The 17,939-nt window shown below is 69.9% G+C and carries 16 protein-coding genes and 2 tRNA genes; 11 read left to right on the top strand and 7 right to left on the bottom strand.

Going from position 1 to position 17,939, the window contains the following annotated elements; genetic code table 11:
• Nucleotides 1–23 precede the first annotated feature (23 nt).
• The 5 genes from WDU99_RS05265 (at nt 24) to WDU99_RS05245 (ending at nt 3,857) form a co-directional block, all read left to right on the top strand.
• Nucleotides 24–1,328 (top strand): threonine/serine exporter family protein, encoded by a 1,305-nt coding sequence (locus tag WDU99_RS05265; RefSeq protein ID WP_337331378.1) that lies wholly within the window; start codon nt 24–26, stop codon nt 1,326–1,328.
• Nucleotides 1,329–1,444: 116 nt separating this feature from the next.
• Nucleotides 1,445–1,933 (top strand): GAF domain-containing protein, encoded by a 489-nt coding sequence (locus tag WDU99_RS05260; protein WP_337331377.1) that lies wholly within the window; start codon nt 1,445–1,447, stop codon nt 1,931–1,933.
• An 80-nt stretch (nt 1,934–2,013) separates the two neighbouring features.
• On the top strand, nt 2,014–2,511 hold the full coding sequence (locus WDU99_RS05255) for a lipocalin family protein (RefSeq protein WP_337331376.1): 498 nt from the start codon (nt 2,014–2,016) through the stop codon (nt 2,509–2,511).
• Nucleotides 2,512–2,627: 116 nt separating this feature from the next.
• Nucleotides 2,628–2,699: transfer RNA gene (locus tag WDU99_RS05250), tRNA-Gln, on the top strand.
• 162 nt (nt 2,700–2,861) lie between these two features.
• The gene (locus WDU99_RS05245) at nt 2,862–3,857 is read left to right on the top strand and encodes a pirin family protein (RefSeq protein ID WP_337331375.1); all 996 of its coding nucleotides are present in this window, start codon (nt 2,862–2,864) and stop codon (nt 3,855–3,857) included.
• A gap of 121 nt (nt 3,858–3,978) precedes the next feature.
• Here WDU99_RS05245 and WDU99_RS05240 read toward each other — a convergent pair whose 3' ends face one another.
• Both WDU99_RS05240 and WDU99_RS05235 read right to left on the bottom strand, forming a co-directional pair.
• Complete coding sequence (locus WDU99_RS05240) at nt 3,979–4,605, bottom strand: isopeptide-forming domain-containing fimbrial protein (RefSeq protein WP_337331374.1); 627 nt, start codon at nt 4,603–4,605, stop codon at nt 3,979–3,981.
• Between the two features lie 98 nt (nt 4,606–4,703).
• Nucleotides 4,704–5,180 carry a carboxymuconolactone decarboxylase family protein gene (locus tag WDU99_RS05235; protein ID WP_337331373.1) on the bottom strand — a complete coding sequence of 159 codons (477 nt, stop codon included), beginning with the start codon at nt 5,178–5,180 and terminating at the stop codon, nt 4,704–4,706.
• A 151-nt stretch (nt 5,181–5,331) separates the two neighbouring features.
• Between WDU99_RS05235 and WDU99_RS05230 the strand changes: the two genes are divergently transcribed.
• Entirely contained in the window at nt 5,332–6,663 is a 1,332-nt protein-coding gene (locus tag WDU99_RS05230) for an APC family permease (protein ID WP_337331372.1), read from the top strand.
• A gap of 3 nt (nt 6,664–6,666) precedes the next feature.
• Here the strand turns inward: WDU99_RS05230 and WDU99_RS05225 are convergent, their stop codons facing one another.
• Nucleotides 6,667–7,122, bottom strand: coding sequence for an Lrp/AsnC family transcriptional regulator (locus WDU99_RS05225; protein ID WP_337331371.1), 456 nt, complete (start codon nt 7,120–7,122; stop codon nt 6,667–6,669).
• Between the two features lie 116 nt (nt 7,123–7,238).
• Between WDU99_RS05225 and WDU99_RS05220 the strand changes: the two genes are divergently transcribed.
• Both WDU99_RS05220 and pepN read left to right on the top strand, forming a co-directional pair.
• Complete coding sequence (locus WDU99_RS05220; protein ID WP_337331370.1) at nt 7,239–8,429, top strand: trans-sulfuration enzyme family protein; 1,191 nt, start codon at nt 7,239–7,241, stop codon at nt 8,427–8,429.
• A 46-nt stretch (nt 8,430–8,475) separates the two neighbouring features.
• The gene (gene pepN, locus WDU99_RS05215) at nt 8,476–10,953 is read left to right on the top strand and encodes an aminopeptidase N (protein WP_337331369.1); all 2,478 of its coding nucleotides are present in this window, start codon (nt 8,476–8,478) and stop codon (nt 10,951–10,953) included.
• Between the two features lie 4 nt (nt 10,954–10,957).
• Here pepN and WDU99_RS05210 read toward each other — a convergent pair whose 3' ends face one another.
• On the bottom strand, nt 10,958–11,593 hold the full coding sequence (locus WDU99_RS05210; RefSeq protein WP_337331368.1) for an MBL fold metallo-hydrolase: 636 nt from the start codon (nt 11,591–11,593) through the stop codon (nt 10,958–10,960).
• A gap of 149 nt (nt 11,594–11,742) precedes the next feature.
• Here WDU99_RS05210 and WDU99_RS05205 point away from each other — a divergent pair.
• Nucleotides 11,743–11,818, top strand: a tRNA-Glu gene (locus WDU99_RS05205).
• Nucleotides 11,819–11,878: 60 nt separating this feature from the next.
• Here the strand turns inward: WDU99_RS05205 and WDU99_RS05200 are convergent.
• The gene (locus WDU99_RS05200) at nt 11,879–13,006 is read right to left on the bottom strand and encodes a tyrosine-type recombinase/integrase (RefSeq protein WP_337331367.1); all 1,128 of its coding nucleotides are present in this window, start codon (nt 13,004–13,006) and stop codon (nt 11,879–11,881) included.
• 9 nt (nt 13,007–13,015) lie between these two features.
• Nucleotides 13,016–13,228, bottom strand: a complete 213-nt coding sequence (locus tag WDU99_RS05195; RefSeq protein WP_337331366.1) for a helix-turn-helix transcriptional regulator — start codon at nt 13,226–13,228, stop codon at nt 13,016–13,018.
• Between the two features lie 120 nt (nt 13,229–13,348).
• On the opposite strand from WDU99_RS05195, the gene WDU99_RS05190 reads away from it, so the two are divergent.
• Nucleotides 13,349–14,050, top strand: a complete 702-nt coding sequence (locus tag WDU99_RS05190; RefSeq protein WP_206494817.1) for a hypothetical protein — start codon at nt 13,349–13,351, stop codon at nt 14,048–14,050.
• 33 nt (nt 14,051–14,083) lie between these two features.
• On the top strand, nt 14,084–14,395 hold the full coding sequence (locus tag WDU99_RS05185) for a hypothetical protein (protein WP_206494818.1): 312 nt from the start codon (nt 14,084–14,086) through the stop codon (nt 14,393–14,395).
• Between the two features lie 7 nt (nt 14,396–14,402).
• Here WDU99_RS05185 and mobF read toward each other — a convergent pair whose 3' ends face one another.
• Complete coding sequence (gene mobF, locus WDU99_RS05180; protein ID WP_337331365.1) at nt 14,403–17,837, bottom strand: MobF family relaxase; 3,435 nt, start codon at nt 17,835–17,837, stop codon at nt 14,403–14,405.
• Between the last annotated feature and the right edge of the window lie 102 nt (nt 17,838–17,939).

The raw sequence follows: 17,939 nt of genomic DNA, 5'->3' as shown, positions 1-17,939 counted from the left end.
CAGCGAGACGAAGGACGCCTGGGTTGGAGTCGGGGCTGCCCATTCCTGCCGCCGACACGGATGTGATCCTCGGTGAGCTGGGAGTGCTGCTGCTGGAGTGCGGCACCTCGGTGACCGATGTTCGCGGCACCCTCGAGCAGATCAGCCGGCGTGCGGCGCCCGACACGACGCTCGAGTTCGCCATCCTGCCCGAGATGGTGATGGTCAGCCGGCCCGGTGCCGCATCGGCGACGACGACGGTGATGGGCAAGGGTGAGGCTCTGACGTTTCGCCAGTCCGCCCGCGCCAGCAGGCTCGTGCGCGACCTGGAGTCGGGCGCCATCGAACTCGGCGGCGCCCCGCAGCGGATCGCGGCGATCCGGCAGACGCCGAGGCTGCTCCCCGGGGTGCAGAACGTCATCGGCTGCGGGCTGTTGTCGCTCTCGCTGGCCGCGCTGTTCCGGTGCCCGTGGTGGGCGATCGTTCTGGCACTGCTGGTGGGGCTGCTGGTCGGCGGTCTGATGATGCTGATGATGCGCGTGCGCGCGGCGGCAGCGGTGGCCCCGTTCGTCTCGGCGTTCGTGTCGACGATCCTGGTCGGCACCGTCGCGAACACGCTCGATCTGGGGCCGGTGCCGCTGTTCGCGGTCTGTGCGCCGATCGCGATCCTGGTGCCGGGTGCGCTCATCACGAACGCGCTGCTCGAGCTGACCTCGACCGACATCGTGACCGGTGCGTCGCGGCTGATGTACGGGCTGATCATGCTGGCGTTCATGGCCGCCGGCCTGTATTCGGGCGCCGCGCTCACCGGACTGCGGATCGATTCGGCATCCGCCGCTCTGGTCGGCGAGGCGGTGCGGCTGTCGACCGAGGCCGGGGGATGGGAGGCGCTGCCGCCGCTGTGGATGTCGTGGCTGGCGGTCGTCGTGCTGGCGATCGGCATCGGGCTCGCGTTCGGCTCGGGTTTCCGGCTGACGGTGGTGTGCATCGTGGTGATGACAGGCACCTACGCCGTGCTCGCGCTGTTCAGCGCGCACGTGGGCAGCGTGGTGGCTACCGGCATCGCGGCGGCGGTGCTCTTCATCGCCGCGCGCGTGCTCGAGCGCGTGACTCTGGCGGTGCCCGCGACGGTGTCGTTCCAGCCGGCGTTCCTGCTGCTGGTGCCTGGCACGATCGGACTGGTGTCACTGGCGAGCTTCGACGCACAGGCCCTGGTGTCGGCGCCGATGATGTTCCTCAGCCTGTGCATCGGCACGAAGGTGGGCGCGCTGCTGGCGGATCTCGCACGCATCACCCGCTCCACCGTCTCGCGGTACTGGGCTCGGCCCGCGCGCATGGGCGAGATCTGAGCGCGCGCTGGACGCAGGGCGCGCCACGGTAGCGGCCGGCTCTCGCTTCTTCAACCCCCTGAGCGGCCGGCCGCGACGCGGTAAGACTTGCTGCTCGAGGTGAGGAGGAGTGAGCCGTGGAACCACTGGCATTCCGTGCGCCGATGCGATCGCGCGACGACGATGTTCCGCGCGGCGTCGCGGCCGACCGGGCGATCGAGCACGCCGTGTGCGGGATCGGCGCACGTCTCGAACCGCCACCCGCGTCGCTGCGCGAGGCACTCACCGCGGTAGACGCGGCCTACGGTGAGCGCACTGCGCGCCGCCTCGAGCGATTCGCCGCGGCCACGCGAGGCTCGTTCGTCTGGACGCGTGACACGTCGGAGTCGTTCTGGCTGGGACGACTCAGCGGGGCGTGGCGCTACGATTCGAGCGCTGGGGCAGCGGCCGTCGACCTCGTGCACGTCCGGTCGTGCGAGTGGATGCCGAGCCCCATCCCGGATCACGAGGTGCCGCCGTCGGTGCACCGCGCCTTCGCACGCGGTGGTCGCAACTGGCAGCAGATCCGCGCTGCCGACGCTGCGCCGGCGAGTGCCCGCGTCTGGTCACGAGAGACGTCGCGCTAGCCGAGCCTGTCGCCCCTCACAAGGCCCTTCGCGCGCGAGGGTTGAGTTCGTAGCCTGGCTGGGATGTCAGGAGGAGAATGATGGATGCTGCTGAAGTGCGCTCCGTGCCGGCGCTCGAACTGGGACGCTATCTCGGACTCTGGTACGAGCTCGGACGCCTGCCGTTGCGTTTCGAGGATGACGGAGCGCGCGACGTGACCGCCGAATACTCGCTGAACGACGACGGCACCGTGCGCGTCGACAACAGGTGCCTCGATGAGGACGGCGAGCACACGCAGGCGCTCGGTTCGGCGACGCCCGACGAGGAGCATCCTGGTCGGCTGCGGGTGACGTTCCTTCCCGAGGCGCTGCGGTGGATCCCGTTCACGAGCGCCGATTACTGGGTGCTGCGCATCGACGATGCGTACGAGCACGCGCTGGTCGGAACGCCCGACCGCAAGCACCTGTGGCTGCTCGCCCGGCAGGCGCGGATATCGGATGCCGTCGAGCAGCAGTTCCTGCAGACGGCGAGGGAGCAGGGGTTCGATCTGGAGCCGTGGATCAGGCCCGAGCAGTCGGGGCAGAAGGTCCAGGTGTGAGCGTCGTGCCACGGTCGCAGGCTGCGCGCGCCACGCCCGGACGACCCGTGTCGATTCGCCATCCGAGGTGAGCTCGGGTAAGCTTGTACCTCGGTGCGAGACCGCGGTTTCGCCCTTGGGGTATGGTGTAATTGGCAACACGGCTGATTCTGGTTCAGTTGTTCTTGGTTCGAGTCCAGGTACCCCAGCTGACAGAGAAGCCCGGAATGCCGCGTGAACGCGGCGGATCCGGGCTTCTGTCGTCTCGCGGCCGCGTCGACGGCCGGCTCACGATCGCGTTCGAGCAGCAGACCACCATCACGCACGAGCGGATACGCTGACAGCATACGTCCGCCGAGCGAGGAGGCCGCGTGACCAATCCCGAGAAGAACCCGCAGCTGGCGGTACTGGGCCCGGGGGAGCTGTGCACCGACGTCGAGGTGCTCGAGCCCCGCGAAGTGCCGCTGGGCGGTCCGCGGGCGATGACGGTCTACCGCACCCTGCCGCAGAAGCGACGCTCGCTGGTGGGTGCCTGGTGCTTCCTCGACCACTACGGACCAGACGACGTCGCGCTCACCGGCGGCATGGAGGTTCCCCGGCATCCGCACACGGGCCTGGCGACCGTGTCGTGGCTGTTCACCGGCCGCATCGACCACCTCGACTCCAGCGGCGTCGCCGCCGCTGTGCTGCCCGGCGAGCTGAACCTCATGATCGCCGGTCAGGGCATCACGCATCAGGAGATCAGCTCACCCGACACCAGCGTTCTGCACGGTGTGCAGCTCTGGTACGCGCTGCCCGATGCGACACGGTTCACCGAGCACCACTTCGCCCACTACGCACCCGAGCCGGTGCGGCTCCCGGGTGTCACCGCACGCGTCTTCATCGGCAGCCTCGCGGGATCCACCTCGCCGGTGGACACGCGCACACCCGACCTGCTCGGGGCCGAGCTGATCTTCGAACCCGATGCCGAGCTGACGATCAACGTGCGTCACGACTTCGAGCACGCCGTGCTGGCCGAGACCGGTGAACTCACCATCAATCACACCCGCATCGCGCACCGCGGCCTGGGCTACGTGCCGCCTGGAGCCGACACGCTGCTTCTCACCGCAGGCGCGAACGGAGCCAGGATGATCCTCTTCGGCGGTGTGCCGCTGGGCGAGCAGATCGTCATGTGGTGGAACTTCATCGGACGCAGTCACGATGAGATCGTCGAGTACCGCCGTCGCTATCAGGCAGAGCTCGGCTTCGACCCGGCCGATCCGCAGGATGCCGGTAAACCCGAGCTCTTCGGACCGTACCCATCCGGCCAGCGGGCACCGCTGCCCGCACCGCCGATGCCGACGGTGCGGCTGCGGCCGCGCGAATAGCATCCGTCTGCAGGCGGGTGGCTCGTTCGTCGAGCTCACGGATCCCCGCTGTCAAGAGGTGAGTTGTTCAGCCGGTGGGCGGGACTTCGGTGCGGTCAGCACCTTGACGACCCGGAATCCTTCAGCCCGGGGGTGGTAGTAGGCGCTCTGGCTTTGAGAGTGCAACTCGTATTGGAGTTTCTCGAGGTGCATCTCCACTCGCGCTCGACCCCTCTGGGCCTTCGGCCGGTGGGGCGTTGGCTCCATCGACCGCGGCGACGTTCGTGATGGTCTCACCGTCCCACGTGCCGTCGGTGCCGGGCTTGACCATGGCATTGACGGTGATGGTCATGCTGTTGCCTGCGAGCCACTGGTGCGGGGAGGCGTCGAGGTCGAGCGCGGGCTCGACTGTGAAGCTGTTCGCTTCAGTGTCGATTGCGAGGTCGTACGTACCCGGGTCCTGCCCCGCGGCGGCGTTCATCTGCACCGTCACGGCCGGGGTGATGTTCAGGTTGAACATCAAAGGCTCCGGGAGCGCATCGGTGAGCACAGTGTCGTTGCAGCCGCCTTCGTTCGTCGACGAGCAGTTGACCGTGATCTGGTACGTGATCGTGTCGCCGGGGCCAAACGGGCCGGGCTGGACGGCCGTCTTCTGGATGCCGTATTGAGCTGTGTCGGCAGCCGACGCAGGCAGCGCGCCGGCGAAGATCGAAGCGAAGACGAGCAGGAGGGAAGTGATCCCGGCCATGACCTTGCTGCGGTGCTTCATTGTGCGTAGCCCCCTAAGACACAGTGCCGGGGTCAGCCTAGGGCGGACTCATAGCGTCTTTCCAGGCCTTTTGCAGACGCTCACCCGTGACGGGTGAATCAGCGGCGCGTCAGTGAGCCGTCAGCTTCACGCTGTCGCACGGGGTGATCGCTGAGGATCGAGATGCGATTGAACATGTTGATCGTGAGCGCCACCCACTCGGCCGCGACGAATGCGTCCTCGCCCAGCACGTGCTCCGCCCCCGAGAGATCGGCCTTCTGCTCTTCGCTCACGGGCAGACGCGTCGCGGCTTCGGCGATGGCGAGCACCGCGCGCTCGCGATCGCCGTACAGCGCCGATTCGCGCCAAGCCGGCAGCAGATCGAGCTTCTGCGGGGTGATTCCCGCGCTGCGGGCCTCGCGCGAGTGCAGGTCCAGGCAGAACGCGCAGCCGTTGAGCTGCGATACGCGCACCTTGATGAGTTCGGACTCCTGCGCCGAAAGGCCCAGACGCTCGGCCTCCTGCGCGATCACTGCCGAGTGCGCGGATGCCGACTTCCACGCTGCCGGGGCGGCCTTGTCGAGATAGGGACGCATGCTTCTCCTCGGGTCGTGTGAGGCACGCACCTCGTGCCAACACCAACCTAGGCCAGACGGCGGGGCCGGTCGGCGCGATGGGTGTCTAGTGGAGGACGGCGACCTCGTCAAGGCCGCTGGCACGCGCGCGTGCCGGGCCTAGCGTGACGGGATGAAAGCAGAAGCACCGTCCCGGCTGCGTCGGGCGATCAACGGACCGATGCTCTACGCCTTCATTCTCGGCGACGTGCTCGGTGCAGGGATCTACGCTCTCATGGGCGTTCTCTCCGAGAGTGCGGGCGGTGTCCTCTGGGCACCGCTGGTAGTGGCGTTGCTGCTCGCGCTGCTCACTGCCGGTTCGTACGCCGAGTTGGTCACGAAGTATCCACGAGCCGGGGGAGCTGCGGTCTTCGCCGAGCGGGCGTTCCGCAGTCCGCTGCTCTCCTTTCTCGTCGGCTTCAGCATGCTCGCCGCCGGTGTCGTCAGCGCTGCCGGTCTGGCGATCGCTTTCTCGGGCGACTACCTCGCGACCTTCATCGACGTGCCGGTGGTGCCTGCCGCGATGGTGTTCCTGGCGCTGATCGCTCTGCTCAACCTGCGCGGCATCCGGGAGTCGATGACGGCAAACCTCGTGATGACGGCGATCGAGCTCAGCGGTCTCGTGATCGTCATCGTGGTCGTCGCGATGTTCGTGGGCTCGGGCGGGGGAGACCTCAGTCGCACGACGCAGCTGCCGGAAGGCGTGGGTGTCGCGGGCGCGGTGCTCGGCGGAGCGATCGTCGCCTACTACTCCTTCGTCGGATTCGAGACGTCTGCGAATGTCATCGAAGAGGTGCGACGCCCGAGTCGGGTGTACCCGCGGGCGCTCTTCGGCGCACTGATCACCGCCGGAGTCGTCTACGCGCTGGTCGGCATCGCCAGCGCCGCCGCGCTGCCTGCAGAAGAGCTTCAGGAGTCCACCGGTCCGCTGCTAGCCGTCGTCGAGGCGACCGGGCTGAACGTGCCCTCGTGGCTGTTCAGCCTGATCGCGCTGATCGCCGTCGCGAACGGTGCGCTGCTGACCATGATCATGGCGAGCCGTCTGGCATACGGGATGGCGGAGCAGGGGCTGCTGCCTCGGCCGCTTGCCAAGGTGCTGCCGAATCGACGCACACCGTGTGTGGCGATCGTCTCGACGACGGTCGTGGCGATGCTGCTGACTCTGATCGGCGACCTGGCGACGCTCGCCGAGACGGTGGTGCTGCTTCTGCTGCTGGTGTTCATCAGCGCCAACGTGGCGGTGCTGGTGCTGCGCCGCGACCGTGTCGAGCACGAGCACTTCCGGGTCTGGACGTTCGTGCCCGTGCTCGGTGTCATCTCGTGCGTCGTGCTGCTGAGTCAGCAGCGACCGATCGTCTGGCTGTTCGCGGCCGCTCTGCTGGCCGTCGGCGTCGTGCTGTGGCTGGTCAGTCGCAGGTTCGGGTCGGCGCCGACCGAGTCTCCCGCGGCGCGCAGCGACGTGTGACCCTCACCCGCGGGGCAGAACTCCGACGCCCTCGCGCAACTCGAACACCAGCTGTGTCTCGGTCGCGCGCACGACGTCGTGCACCGTGATCCGCTCCAGCACGATGTCGCGCAGCGCACCCGCGTCGGCGACTGCGATGTGCACCAGGAAGTCATCGGCGCCGGCGATGTGGAACACCTGAAGCACGCCGGGTGTCTCGGTCAGCGCGTCGAACAGCGACTCGACCCCTGGCTTGTTGTGCGTACCCAGCCGCACGCGGATGATCGCCTGCACGGGAGCGCCGACCGCCGCCGGATCGATGCGCAGGCGGGGGGCGGATATGACGCCGCGGGCACGCATGCCGCGCAGTCGGAATGCGCAGGTCGACGCCGGGATGCCGAGTGCGGCCGCGACTTCCTTGACGGAAGCGTCAGGCCGTTCCGTGAGCGCACCGACGATGCGCAGGTCGAGTTCGTCCATCAACATCCTCTTCGCAGATCGTGCACATCTTGTTCGTCGAACAATCTATGCCCACAGTTTAGCGATCCGCGACAAAAGCACTGGATTCCCATGGCCGCGTGGCGCAACATGACACCATGTCTGATCAGCCGCTGCATCCCGACACCGTCGCCGTGCACGCAGGCCGCGCCGACTTCGGTGCCCTGGGTGTTCACGCCGCACCGATCGACCTGTCATCGACGAACCCGCTGCCCGACATCCTGCACGGCGGCGACTCGTACGAGTCGATGGCGAACGGCGGGCATCCGCTTCCCGACGGCGGCAACGTGTACGCCCGACTGTGGAACCCGACGGTCGCTCGCTTTGAGGAGGCTCTCTCCGAGTTGGAGCACGCCGAGGCGTCGGTGGCGTTCGCCTCGGGCATGGCGGCGATGACCGCGGCGATCCTGTCGCACACCACCGCGGTCGGCAGGCACCACGTCGTGGCCGTGCGGCCGCTGTACGGCGGCACCGACCACCTGCTCGACTCGGGACTGCTCGGCGTCGAGGTCACCTTCTGCGACGAGGATGCGGTCGCGGCGAGCATCCGACCCGAGACCGGTCTGATCGTGCTCGAGACGCCGGCCAACCCGACTCTCGACCTCGTCGACATCGCCGCCGTCGTCGCTCAGGCCGGCGGCGTCCCGGTGCTCGTCGACAACACGTTCGCCACACCGCTGCTGCAGAACCCGCTCGACCTCGGTGCGAGCATGTCGCTGCACAGCGCGACGAAGTACATCGGCGGGCACGGTGACGTGATCGCCGGGGTCATCGCCTGCTCCGAGCAGACCGCCGAGGCGCTGCGCCGTGTGCGCGCCATCACCGGTGCGCTGCTGCACCCGCTCGGCGCCTACCTGCTGCACCGCGGTCTCGCGACGCTGCCGGTGCGGATGCAGACCCAGCAGGCCGCGGCCCGTGCCGTGGCCGCGCAGCTGCAGCAGCACCCGGCCGTGCTCGAGGTGCGCTACCCCGAATACGACGACACCCGCGGGCTCATCGGCCGCCAGATGCGCGGCGGGGGAGCGATGGTCTCGATCCGCCTCGCCGGCGGCTATGCGGCCGCCGAGGCGCTCACCGACGCGGTGCGCCTGTTCGCGCACGCCGTGTCGCTCGGCGGGGTGGATTCGCTCATCCAGCATCCCGCCGCCCTCACTCACCGCCCGGTGGCGCCCGAGGCGCGTCCCGGCGCTGACATCGTGCGTCTGTCGATCGGACTCGAGAACGTCGACGATCTCATGGCCGATCTTGAGCAGGCGCTGGCGAAGACCCGCAGTGCGGCCGAGGTGTGATCAGCACCAGATCGTGCCTCGCGGGCCGGCATGAAACGATGGATGCATGAGCTCCGCCAACCTGACCAGGGATGAGACCGCACATCGCTCCGCGTCGATCACGCTGCGCGATGTACGCGTCGAACTCGACCTCACCGGTGCACCCGAACATGCCCGCACCGGATTCCCCAGCACCACCACGCTGACCTTCGAAGCGCGCACGGAAACGACCTGGCTCGATTTCATCGGCGAGTCGGTGACGCGGGTCACGGTGAACAGCGAGGAACGCGAGGTGCACTACGACGGTGCCCGCATCGCCATCGATGGGCTCGCCGCTGAGAACACCGTGCGCATCGAGGCGGTCGCCGCGTACAGCCGCTCGGGCGAGGGGATGCACCGGTTCACCGACCCGGTCGACGGCCAGACCTATCTGTACACCCAGTACGAGCCCGCCGACTCCCGCCGCGTGATGGCGTGCTTCGAGCAGCCCGATATGAAGGCCGCCTTCACCTTCGAGATCTCGGCGCCCGCCGGGTGGCACGTGCTCTCGAACCAGTCGCCGGCGAAGGTCGTCGAGGGCATCGGCGTGCAGTGCGTCGAATTCGAGCCGACTCTGCCGATCTCCAGCTACATCACCTCGGTCGCCGCCGGACCGTACAAGCGCATCGACGGCGAGTGGACCCGCGATGACCAGCACATCGCACTCGGCGTGCTGTGCCGCGCCTCGCTGCTCGAGTATCTCGAGGCGGATGAGATCCTGGAGGTCACCCGCCAGGGACTCGACTTCTTCACCGACGTATTCGCCTACCCGTACCCGTGGGGCAAGTACGACCAGATCTTCGTGCCCGAGTACAACCTCGGCGCCATGGAGAATCCGGGCCTGGTGACCTTCACCGAGGCTTACCTGACGCGCGGCACGCCGACGGACGCGCAGCGCGGATCCCGAGCGAACACGATCCTGCACGAGATGGCGCACATGTGGTTCGGCGATCTCGTCACGATGAAGTGGTGGGACGACCTGTGGCTCAAGGAGTCGTTCGCCGATTACATGGGCTCGCACGCGTCGGCGGCGGCGACCCGCTACACCGACGCATGGGTGCGCTTCGCCGCCAACCGCAAGGCCTGGGCCTACCAGCAGGACCAGCTGCCGACAACGCATCCGATCGTCGCGGACATCACCGACCTCGAGGCTGCGAAGCTCAACTTCGACGGCATCACCTACGCGAAGGGTGCCTCGGTACTCAAGCAGCTGGTCGCCTTCGTCGGCGAGGAGCAGTTCTTCGAGGGGGCGCGACGCTACTTCGCCGCGCACGCCTTCGGCAACACGACGCTCGAGGATCTGCTCGTGCAGCTCGAAGACGTCTCGGGACGCGATGTGCGCGCCTGGTCGCGGGCATGGCTGGAGACCAGCGGGATGTCGACGCTCGCTCTCGAGACGGACGGCGACGGCGAGCGGATGCTGGTGCAGAGCGATCCGCGTCCGCATCGTCTGCGCGTGGGCCTGTACGACCTCGTCGACGGACGGCTCGCCCGCCGCGAGATCGTCGAGCTCGACATCGCCGACGAGCGCACGCCGGTGAGCTTCGCAGGCGCTGATCTGGTGCTCATCAACGATGACGACCTCACCTACGCCAAGGCGCGTCTCGACGAGCGGTCATTGGATGCCGTCGAGCAGGCGCTCGCGACCCTCGAGCCGCTGCCGCGCGCGCTCGTGTGGTCGTCGCTGTGGAACGCCGCGCGTGACGGTGAGCTCTCCGTCGAGCGGTATCTGCGGATAGTCGCGGCACACGCACCGGCGGAGCAGAACGGCGGGCTGCTGGCCGGCGTGCACGCCAACGCCGCGTACGCGATAGGCCATTACGTTCCGCAGGAGGAGCATGCGCAGCAGCGCCGCGCGTGGCTGGATGTGACGTGGGATGCACTGGCATCCGCCGCACCGGGCAGCGACGCGCAGCAGTCGTGGGCGAGAGCGTTCGCGGCGGCGTCCGCATATGACGACTCCCGGCGCGAGCAGGCCAGGGCGATCCTCGACGGTGACGCCCCCGACGGTCTGCCCGTGGACCCCGACCTGCGCTGGGCACTGCTGACCGGGCTACGCGCGACGGGGCATGCGACCGGTGAGGACATCGAGGCCGAAATCGAGCGCGATGACACCGCGAGCGGGCGCACGGCGTCGATCCGCGCGCTGTGGTCCGGGCCCGTCGTCGAGTCGCGCACCGTCGCCTGGCACGCGGCGTGGGATGACCACGAGCTGAGCAACGACCACCTCAGCGCCACGATCGACGGGGTGCGCGCCGGCGGCCGTCGCGATCTGATCGCCGACCTCGACGCCGGGTACTTCGAGCGCATCCTGCCGGCCTGGCAGGAGCGCAGCATCGAGATCGCGCGCCGCCTCGTGATCGGCCTGTTCCCGGCATCCGACGCTCTCGACGACGTCGACGGCTGGCTCAGCGCACACGAGGATGCGCCGGCGTCGCTGCGCCGCCTGGTGATCGAGCAGCGCGATCACCTCGCGCGCGACCTGCGGGTGCGCGCCGCGCAGTAGGGGGTCAGACCTCGAGCGACATCCCCGGATCGAGCTCGACGAACTCGCCGCCGTGCTGCTCGGTCGCCCACTGCAGGCGCTGCCGGTGCATTCCGCGTCCCACCGCGGAGAGCGTCATGTCGTGGGTGCCGAAGCAGCGCCGCGGCGCGACGGCGAGCACGAAGTCCATCGCCTCGCCGATCTTCAGCCACGGCGCGCCCAGCGGCGCGGCGAGCGTCTGGACCTCGATCTCGTCGGGCAGTGCATAGGAGTCGCCGGGGTAGTAGAGCTCGTCGTTCACCAGCACGGCCAGGTTCTCGGGCACGGGGAGCGACGAATGGATGATCGCATGCGTGCCGCCGAAGAAGCGCAGCGTGAAGGGGCCGATCGTGTGCGTCTGACCGGGCGCGACGACGGTGATGTCGTGGTCGGACGCCGCGGCCGTGCCCTCGGTGCTGAGGATCGGCGTGCCGGGGGCCGCCTGCAGGATGCGCTCCAGGTGCGTCGAGGTCCAGTGATCGGGATGTTCGTGAGTGATGATCACGCCCACGACGTTCGACAGGCCGTCGAGCGGAGCGGTGAACGTGCCGGGGTCGATCAGCAGGGTCTGGCCGTCGTGCTCGAGCCGCAGCGTCGCGTGCTCGTGTTTCGTGATGCGCATGATCGCAGTCAACCCCGGCACGCGTGGGAGGACAAGTCCCGGTGGGCGCGACACGCCCGCGATTCGTCTCGCATCGGGCCCGATTTGGATTCGTCGGAAACGCCGTGGCATACTTGAACGGTTGCAAGGACGGCCTGAAGAGGCCGGACGGCCCCATCGTATAGCGGCCTAGTACGCCGCCCTCTCACGGCGGTAACGCGGGTTCGAATCCCGCTGGGGTCACCAACAGAAAACCCCCGGTCAGCCGGGGGTTTTCTAGTTCCTGCCGAAAGGCTCGAACGGGCGCTATGCGGCTTTTGGCAACAGATTGGCAACATCTGATTGCATCGCCGCGAGGTTCAGCGCCGTGGCAACACCGTCGAGGTCGTCATCGAACAGGTCGGCGTACACGTCGAGGGTCACCGCGGCCGAGGCGTGTCCGAGCATCCGCTGGACGGCCTTCACGTTCGCGCCGGCGCTGACGGCGAGCGAGGCCGCGGTGTGCCGCAGCTCGTGCGGGGTGAGGCCCTTGATCCCGACCGCCTCGGCAGCGGTGTCGAACCAGCCGACCCGGTAGACGTGGTTGCGCAGCCAGGTGCCGGTGCGGATGCCGTAGAACACCGGGGCGTCGCCGGGGCGTCCGGCGATCTGCGCGCGCAGCAGCCCGACGAGGAACGCCGGGATCGGGATGCTGCGGTGCTCGTAGTCCTTCGGCGGCTCGATGCGCTGGTAGCCCTTGTCGGCCACGGCGGTCTGCTCGACGGTGAGGCGCGGGTGCTTCGCGTCGAGGTCGAGGTCGCGGATGCGGAGCCCGGACAGCTCGCCCCAGCGCAGGCCGCAGTATGCGAGCACGAGGACGACGAGGCCGTAGCCGTACTCTCGCCCGTCCTTCATCTCGTCAATGGCCTGGGCGAGCGCGGCGACCTGATTGTGGGACAGATACCGCTTGCGGGACTTGGTGGGCTTGGGGAGCTTGAGCCGGGCGGCGGGGTTGGAGGGCAGGCGCTCGTCCTCGACCGCGAATCGGAGCGAACCGGAGAGGACGTTCACGATCTTGCGGACGGTCGCCGGGGCGCCGGGGAGGGCCGAGGCCCACTCCTGCACCCGCAGGCGGGTGAGGTCGCCGATCGGGATCTTCCCCAGCTCGGGGACGATGTGCTTGGCGATGATGTTCTCGACCCGGCTGCGGGTGGTCGCCCGGAGGTCGCCGCGGGCGGCGATCCAGGTCTGGAGCCATTCGGCCACGGTCACCCGCGCCCGCGACGGGTCGAGGTAGCGGCCCTGGGCGATGTCGACCTCCGTGGTCGCCAGGAACAGCTCGGCCGACTTCTTGGTGGTGAAGCCGCGCTTCTGCGTCTGCTTCTTGTCCGGGCGTCGGTACAGCGCCCGGTAGCGGCGGCCCTTGGCCGTGTCGTAGGACTCGATGCTTCCCATGACTGGCTCCTACTGCGCCAGCCCCGCGAGGCGCTGCACGTCGATGCGGCGGTAGACGCGCTTGTGCCGGGTGAGCCGAATCGGCTCCACCGGGGCCTGGCCCGCCAGGGCGAGGGTGCGCAGCGTCGTGCGGTGGATGCCGAGCAGGGCCGCCGTCTCTTCCTCGGAGTAGAACAGGCGCTCGGGCTCCCGAGCGTCGAGGGGCGATGCGCTCTGACCCATCACGGCCTCCTTCGCATCTACGATCACAGCCGCGATTGCTGCTGTTGTCTTAGATTAGACCACAACACGCCAATCACAGCAAGAGTTTTAGTTGCTCGTGTCGCTCGGTACACTCGGGATGTGACCGCAGCCCCGCGCAGACCCGGCGATCAGTCCTATGACGGCCTGATCGTCTCGGCCGATCTGCCGGACGGCTGGCATCTGCCGAGCCGGTTCCCCGGCGAGCGAGAGGACGACGCCAGCGCGCAGATCGACGCGCTCCTGGGCTACAACGATCAGGCGACGACCGAGGCCGACCGGCAGGCGCAGCTCGACTCGGAGCAGAACGAGACGATCGACGGCCGCTGGCGCTACATCGAGCACACGGCGACCGCGACCCGCGTGTTCATCCGTCTCCAGCGCCAGCAGTTCGCCGTGCCCGAGGAGGTGCGCATCACCGGGGTCGTCTACCTCCCGTGGCGGCCGGGCGATCCCGTCTCCAGTCAAGACCTCCGTACTCTGCCGACCGCGCGCATCGAGGCGGCGATCAACGAGCGCCTGTTCGCCATGAAGCGCACGGTGACCATCACCGGCGGGAAGATCGTGCTGCCCTCGGGCCGGAAGGTCAGCGAGCGGGATCTGCTCAAGCCGCTCGGCAACCCGAAGCGAACCCCCGACTTCTACGAGCTGGTCGCGCTCCAGTACGGCAAGCTCTCCGCGCAGGGCGACGCGGCCCCGGCGGTCACGATGGCGAAGATCAACGGCGTCGCCCACGCCACGGCGCAGGGCTGGCTCGTCCGCACCCGCTCGCGCGGACTGCTCCCGCCCGGCCGCCGCGGGTAGGCCCAAGGGGGAGCGGCGCGTACCCTGGGGGCTATGACCACCGTTCCCGCGCCGAGGTTCCGGGCGAGCCCGGCTGTCGCGCTCGGCATGGTCGGCGTCGCGGTCGTGGCGATCCCGGTCGGCCTGTTCGGGGCCGCGTTCTCGATGGCGGCGGTGTTCCTGTTCGGGGCCGTCGCGGAGCTGGCCGGGGTGTTCGGGTGGCTGCGCCGTCAGCGATGGGGGTTCCTTGTCCTCGCGCTCGGCGCTGGACTGATGCTCGGTGCTGCTGCGTACATCGTGCTCGGGCTGGTCCAGCCCGACGGCGCAGGAAGCGGCGGCGGGTTCGGCGGGCCTCCGGCTCCCTGATGCTCGCCTACCGGCTCAGCCCGCGGTCGGGTGGCGTCGGCCCGGCTTCGCCAGGGCGACGGGTGAAGTCGTGGAGCTGGGCGGCGCGGGCCTCGCGTGCGGCCAGGGCGCGCTCGGCGGCCTCGCGCTGAGCCTGCTCCTGCTCGGCGCGGGCTTGGATCAGGGCGGCCGCCTCGACGGGCGGCAGAGCTTCGATCGCGGTCAGGTCGCGGCGCGCGGCCTCGGCGCGTTCCCGCCACCGGGCGGCTTCGGCTCCGGGCCGGCTCGGTGCGCGGTCGCCGAGCAGCCGCCTGCGGAGGTTCCCGCGCTCCTGCGCCTGGCGTGCGGTGAGGCGCTGCTGCTCCTGACGCGCGTCGTCGGCGCGTTCGCGTGTCTCGGTCACGCGGGAGTCGCTGTCAGCCTCCTGCTGCGCAACGGACGCCGCCCAGGGCTCGACGCTCTCGGGCGTCTCCGGCAGACGGCCCCAGCGTCGTCGCCCGCCCGTCTCGATGCCGCGGTACTCGTCGCTGGCGGTCGTCAGCGCGCGGCTGGCGCTGCGCTTGCGGAGGCCGCGCGCCGCGCGGTGCGCGGCGGCCGCGTCCCGCATGCGCGCCCGCGCGTCGAGGTAGGCGGTCCCGTCGGCGGTGGCCTGCTCGATGAGCGGGCCGACGACCTCGGCGCGCACGCGCTCGGCATCGGCTTCGGCCCCCGCGAGGATCGTCTGCTGGGTGTCGGCTGCGGCCCGATGCTGCTGCGCCTGGCCGTCCAGTGCGGCCACGGCCCGCTCCCACTTCGCCGCTTCGCGCTCGGCGCGCTCGATCCGCTCCGTCAGCCGGGCGCGCTCGGCGTTCACGACGCGCACCGGCCCGTCCGCGACGATGCCGGCGACGGCGGCCTGTGCCCGCTCGGTGGCTTCGCGCAGTCCGCGGTCGGCGCGGTCCCGCTCGAGGGCGGCCTGGAACTGCTCCCGCGCGTCCCCGAGGTCCGCGGCGACGACGTGCAGCCGGTTCTCCTCCTGCCCGCGGGTGAGGCCGACGTAGACGCCGGCGGCATCCAGCGCGTCGGACAGGACGGTGTGCGACGCGGGGGCGGTCATGCCCTGGACGCCGTAGGCGGTCGCGGCGTAGGCCAGGTGCGCGTGCTCGGCCACGTACTCGGCGGGCAGATGCACGGTGCGCTGCTGCTTGCGCTGGCTCGCGGCGTCGCGCACCCATAGGCTGCCGTCGCCGCTGACATGCTGGACTATCCAGGTCTGCCGGTTCGCCACGCCCACCTCCGAGTCGTTGCGGCGGGTCTGGATCAGGTCGCCGGCGCCGATGCTCAGGCCGTCCGCGCCGTCGATGGTGCGGGCGCCGTCGACCGCGCCCGCGCGCACCCGGTCCTCTCGGATCAGGGCGTTCAGCTCGCGCGCCTCGTCGTTGGTCGCTGCAGTGATCGCGGCTCCGTCGATCCGCTCGGCGGCGACCGCGGCGCGCAGCGCCTCGGCGTCCTCGTGGAGCCGCACGAGTCCGAGCGCATGGAGCCGGTCGAACAGCCCGGCCGGGTCGCGGCCGGCGCGCAGGTCGAGGGTGAGCTGCGCGTAGTCGGGGTCCGCGAAGCGGTGCAGGCTCGTCAGCGAGTAGACGCGGGGGACGAGCGCGGCCGCGATGTCGAGCACCCCGCCGCGCCCCACGGCGGGGAGCTGCGCCCGGTCCCCGACGAGTGCGAGCGTCGCGCCGGCCTCATCCGCGACGGTCAGGAGCGCGAGGGCGGTGTCCTGGTCGAGCATCCCCGCCTCGTCCACCACGACCCGCTCGGCGGCGGCCAGTCGGTTCTCCTTCGCCGGGCCGCGGTAGGTCGCGCCCGTCACCGGGTCCGTGTCGCCCACGGCCAGCCGGGTCCAGACCCCATCGGCGTTCCACCGGAACCCGTGGTCGTAGACGAGCGCGGCTACCGAGTCGGTCGGCACGCCCAGCTCGACGGCGGCGACGTCGGCGGCCTTCTTCGTCGGCGTCACCACCCGCACCGAACGGCCCTCCTGTCCGGCGGCGCGGATCGCAGCACCGAGCATGGTCGTCTTGCCCGCGCCCGCCGCGCCCTCCACCACGACGAGCGGCCGGGTGGAGGCGAGCGCGGCGGCGGCCCGCGCCTGGTCCGCATCCAGCCCCGGCTCCGGCACGCGCGGGGTTGCGCCGTGCGCCGGCCGGGTGGCGCGCGCGGCCAGTCGGTCGCGCAGCTCCGTCTCGACCGCGACGACGTGCAGCGTCGTGAGGTGCGCCACATGGTCCAGCCGTGGCGCATCCGGCGGCAGGATCGAGAGGCAGTCGTCCGCCGCGAGCCGGGTCGTGATGCTGATGAACTCGCGCAGCTCCTCGCGGGTGGCGCGCACACCGGCCTCGGTGACGATGCGCGCCACCTGCTCCTGCACCTCATGCACCGTCCATGCGGATGCAGCAGCCGCGCAGCGGTCGAGCGCACGGGAGGCGACCTGTTGCACGGCCAGCTCGTCCAACGTGCGCAGGGGTTGCACGGCGGCGCGCGGCAGGTCCGGCGTGTAGCCGGCCTCCTGCAACTCGCGCAGCCAGCCGGCCTCGGAGCCGAGCACGCTGGGCTTCTTGCTCGGCCGCTCGTGATCCCACGCCTTCGCGTGCAACCTGGCGCGCACCACCGGCCCCGGCTCCTGGCCGGGATGCGCCGCCTCCCACTCGGCCTCGAACTTGGCGAGGTTGCGCGCCACCTGCTGCCCGCGCTTGGACATGACCGCGTTCCACGGCACCAGCTCCGCGACCTCCCCGGTCACCGGGTCGAGGGTGAGGCCGTGCGCGTCGAGCACCGCGGCGAGCTGCGGGTGCGCGGCGATGACCGCCGTGCCGAGGGCGCGGATCGCGCCCTGCTGCCGGAACAGCGCCGCGGTGTAGAGCCCGCGCCAGCGACCGGCCGCCCACACGCGCGTCCCGATCTGGAAGTGGATGTGCCGGTGGGGATCGCCCGCGCGGGAGGTCTTGTGCGAGACGGCGACGGTTTCGAGCTGCTCGATCGGCACGACCTCCTGCTTCCCGCGCGAGCCGACGCGGGTGACCGAGTGCTGGCCGAGCCAGGAGCGGATCTCCGCAACCGCGTCCCGCTGGGCGGCGTCCAGGGCCTCGGACACCTCCGGGTGCAGGGCGGCCGCGATGGTCAGGGACTTGGGGACGTTCACGACCATCTCCATGAACCGGGGCGACCCTCGGCCGCCCTCGCCCCGCAGCCGGGGTCGGCCCATCGACTCCCCGGTGAGCGGGTTGATCCAGTCGACCCACTGGCGGTATTCCTCGGCGGTCAGTCCGAGCTCGCCGATCACTCGGCCCTCGGCTTCGACCGCCGTGAACTCTGCCAGGGCGGTCCCCGCCTCCAGGTAATACTCGTCCGCCCGCGCACGGTCGGACTCCAGATAGCGCAGGGCATCCGAGCCGGTGCCCCGGAACGGGATGACGCCGCCCTTCATGGCTCGCCTCCTTCCTCAAATGACAGCTACCGTATCAGGTAGGATACGTCCATTCAGGGAGGGGAAGTTGGGAGATGGGCGTGAGTCGGGGGAGTGAGCGGA

It is taken from the genome of Microbacterium bandirmense, from assembly GCF_037204185.1.
Classification (GTDB): Bacteria; Actinomycetota; Actinomycetes; order Actinomycetales; family Microbacteriaceae; genus Microbacterium; species Microbacterium bandirmense.
This window is presented reverse-complemented; position numbering and strand designations above follow the sequence as displayed.

Excerpts from the sequence above, each read along its gene's own strand:
- mobF (WP_337331365.1), bottom strand. The coding sequence starts at position 17,837 with ATGAAGGGCGGCGTCATCCCGTTCCGGGGCACCGGCTCGGATGCCCTG.
- WDU99_RS05210 (WP_337331368.1), bottom strand. The coding sequence starts at position 11,593 with ATGCGCATCACGAAACACGAGCACGCGACGCTGCGGCTCGAGCACGAC.
- WDU99_RS05200 (WP_337331367.1), bottom strand. The coding sequence starts at position 13,006 with ATGGGAAGCATCGAGTCCTACGACACGGCCAAGGGCCGCCGCTACCGG.
- pepN (WP_337331369.1), top strand. The coding sequence starts at position 8,476 with ATGAGCTCCGCCAACCTGACCAGGGATGAGACCGCACATCGCTCCGCG.
- WDU99_RS05255 (WP_337331376.1), top strand. The coding sequence starts at position 2,014 with ATGGATGCTGCTGAAGTGCGCTCCGTGCCGGCGCTCGAACTGGGACGC.
- WDU99_RS05225 (WP_337331371.1), bottom strand. The coding sequence starts at position 7,122 with ATGGACGAACTCGACCTGCGCATCGTCGGTGCGCTCACGGAACGGCCT.
- WDU99_RS05195 (WP_337331366.1), bottom strand. The coding sequence starts at position 13,228 with ATGGGTCAGAGCGCATCGCCCCTCGACGCTCGGGAGCCCGAGCGCCTG.
- WDU99_RS05235 (WP_337331373.1), bottom strand. The coding sequence starts at position 5,180 with ATGCGTCCCTATCTCGACAAGGCCGCCCCGGCAGCGTGGAAGTCGGCA.
- WDU99_RS05240 (WP_337331374.1), bottom strand. The coding sequence starts at position 4,605 with ATGAAGCACCGCAGCAAGGTCATGGCCGGGATCACTTCCCTCCTGCTC.
- WDU99_RS05220 (WP_337331370.1), top strand. The coding sequence starts at position 7,239 with ATGTCTGATCAGCCGCTGCATCCCGACACCGTCGCCGTGCACGCAGGC.
- WDU99_RS05185 (WP_206494818.1), top strand. The coding sequence starts at position 14,084 with ATGACCACCGTTCCCGCGCCGAGGTTCCGGGCGAGCCCGGCTGTCGCG.
- WDU99_RS05230 (WP_337331372.1), top strand. The coding sequence starts at position 5,332 with ATGAAAGCAGAAGCACCGTCCCGGCTGCGTCGGGCGATCAACGGACCG.